The organism is Lacicoccus kunmingensis DSM 17847 (assembly GCF_059568765.1).
Map to the genome: position 1 here is coordinate 1 of NZ_JCANUC010000048.1, position 2,169 is coordinate 2,169.

General features: G+C 36.1%; 3 protein-coding genes. All 3 read right to left on the reverse strand.

What is annotated here, in order from left to right; translation table 11 throughout:
* Window positions 1–303 precede the first annotated feature (303 nt).
* Window positions 304–1,686, reverse strand: a complete 1,383-nt coding sequence (gene tet(L), locus BO48_RS16695; RefSeq protein ID WP_078801606.1) for a tetracycline efflux MFS transporter Tet(L) — start codon at window positions 1,684–1,686, stop codon at window positions 304–306.
* Between the two features lie 33 nt (window positions 1,687–1,719).
* Complete coding sequence (locus BO48_RS16700; protein ID WP_013762478.1) at window positions 1,720–1,782, reverse strand: tetracycline resistance efflux system leader peptide; 63 nt, start codon at window positions 1,780–1,782, stop codon at window positions 1,720–1,722.
* Window positions 1,783–1,897: 115 nt separating this feature from the next.
* Window positions 1,898–2,113, reverse strand: coding sequence for a hypothetical protein (locus BO48_RS16705; RefSeq protein WP_039043706.1), 216 nt, complete (start codon window positions 2,111–2,113; stop codon window positions 1,898–1,900).
* Window positions 2,114–2,169 lie beyond the last annotated feature (56 nt).

Sequence of the window (2,169 nt, forward strand, 5' to 3'; positions counted from 1 at the left end):
CCCCCTCACTTTTTGAGGGGGCTCCCTCGCCGGTTGGCAGGTCAAAAGGTGTTGCCTTTTGACGAGCCAAGAGGGTTCGGGTGTAGCAAAATTGTCAACTCCTTAAATTCCTTTCGCTGTCGCTTCAGTCAGACATTTACCGTTGACAATTGCCACGTATTTTCTTCTGCAGAAAGTTTCACTTTTAGCCGAAGAAAATAAAAAGAGGTGGCAAATTTGCCACCTCTTAAAAATTTTCTGATCTTCAACAATCGCGCCCGATTGCTTAAGAAAGCTAGAAGTCATTTAATTTATCTCTGGTATTCAACTTTTAAATTGAATTTGTCTTCGTTTATATACATTCAAGGTGATCAGCCAACTAGTAACAACGACTCCTGTAAAAAGGAATAGCATATTACTATACAAATAAGTGGATTGATCAAGGTCCATAGGTAGCAACTTCTGATTCAGTAAGCGTACAGATAATAAACCACCAACAATTGCAATACCTATTCCCTCTGATAAAAAACTGGTAAAATTAAGCAAACTCATTCCGGCACCAGCTTCCTTTTGTTTCAAACTACTTGAAACAATTGTAGATATAACTGTTTTGGTGAATGACAGCCAACCAAAAACAAAAACTAATATAATTGTCAGTAACCATGGTGTTACTTCTAAAAAAAAGGCAGCAATTAAAAAGCTAACGGAAAGAAATGTAACTCCAATGGTTAACACGTACAATGGACCTTTTCTATCAACAAGTAATCCACCAATGTAACCGAAGATAATAACGCTCATTGCTCCAGGGAAAATAATCACACTGCCAATTGCAGCAGTACTTAGTTGATGTACATCTTTCATCATGTAAGGAACCATAGAGATAAACCCTGCTACTGTACCAAATATAAGTCCTCCACAAAGGACACCAATTATAAAAGAAATATTTTTCCCCAGTGCAGGTTCAACAAAAGGTTCTGTTACTTTCCTAATATGTTTTACAAATATCAGGAATGACAGAATACTGATGATCAGAAAAGAAATGTTATAAGATGTTGTAAACAGCATAAAAAATACAATGCCCACTGACATTAGTATAATTCCTACAATATCAAAATGACCTTTTATCCTTACTTCTTTTTTCAACAATTTAATAAGGAACGGAACAGTGATAATTGTCATCATTGGAATGAGCAGAAGATAAGACCAATGGATAAAATGAGCTATCATTCCACCAATAGCTGGACCGATACCTTCTCCCATAGCTACTATGGAGCCAATAAGACCAAACGCTTTACCCCTATTTTCCTTTGGAATATAGCGCGCAACTACAACCATCACGAGTGCTGGAAATGCAGCTGCACCAGCTCCTTGAATAAATCGAGCCAGAATAAGTATGGGAAAAAAAGAATGTCCAACAAACCCAATTACCGATCCGAAGCAATTTATTATAATCCCAAATAGGAGTAACCTTTTAATGCCTAGCTGATCAGATAGCTTTCCATATAGAGCTGTTCCAATAGAAAAGGTTAACATAAAGGCTGTGTTCACCCAGTTTGTACTCGCCGGTGATTTATTAAAATCATTTGCAATATCAGGTAATGAGACGTTCAAAACCATTTCATTTAATACGCTAAAAAAAGATAGAACGCAAAGCCAAATTAAAATTTGGTTGTGTCGTAAATTTGATTGTGAATAAGACGTATTCACATTTCGCCCTCCAATAATGAGGGTAGACGCAGTTTATAGGGCTAATGATACGTTTCCCTCTTTTAATTGAACCCTGTTACATTCATTGCACTTCATAATTAATGCCTCCTAATCTTGATTGAAACATTTTACCACATACAGACTAAGTTTTAAATTCAGTTTTCATCACTTATTCCGTTAAATGGCCCGTTTGTTGAACATCTTTTGTATCTCAATAAACCACATGAACTAAAACCGATCCATCATCAAAAACAGAAATTTGAACAGGTTGATAATCAACTTCGTCAAAATAGCAAATATGATTTTCGTCTAATTGCTCACGGCCACCTTCACGATAGCTTTTGCCATAACGTTTTCTAAAATATTGTTTTGCTTCCAACACTGTTTTAAAATCAGGAAAATTCGCCTCATCTTCTCTAGTAATCATTCAATCTACCTCCTTTTTGTCATTTTAATTCGCCTGTTTCTTTGTCGAAATCGCTT

Bases quoted from the DNA above. Each gene is read 5' to 3' on its own strand.
- BO48_RS16705 (WP_039043706.1), bottom strand. From the start codon at position 2,113: ATGATTACTAGAGAAGATGAGGCGAATTTTCCTGATTTTAAAACAGTG.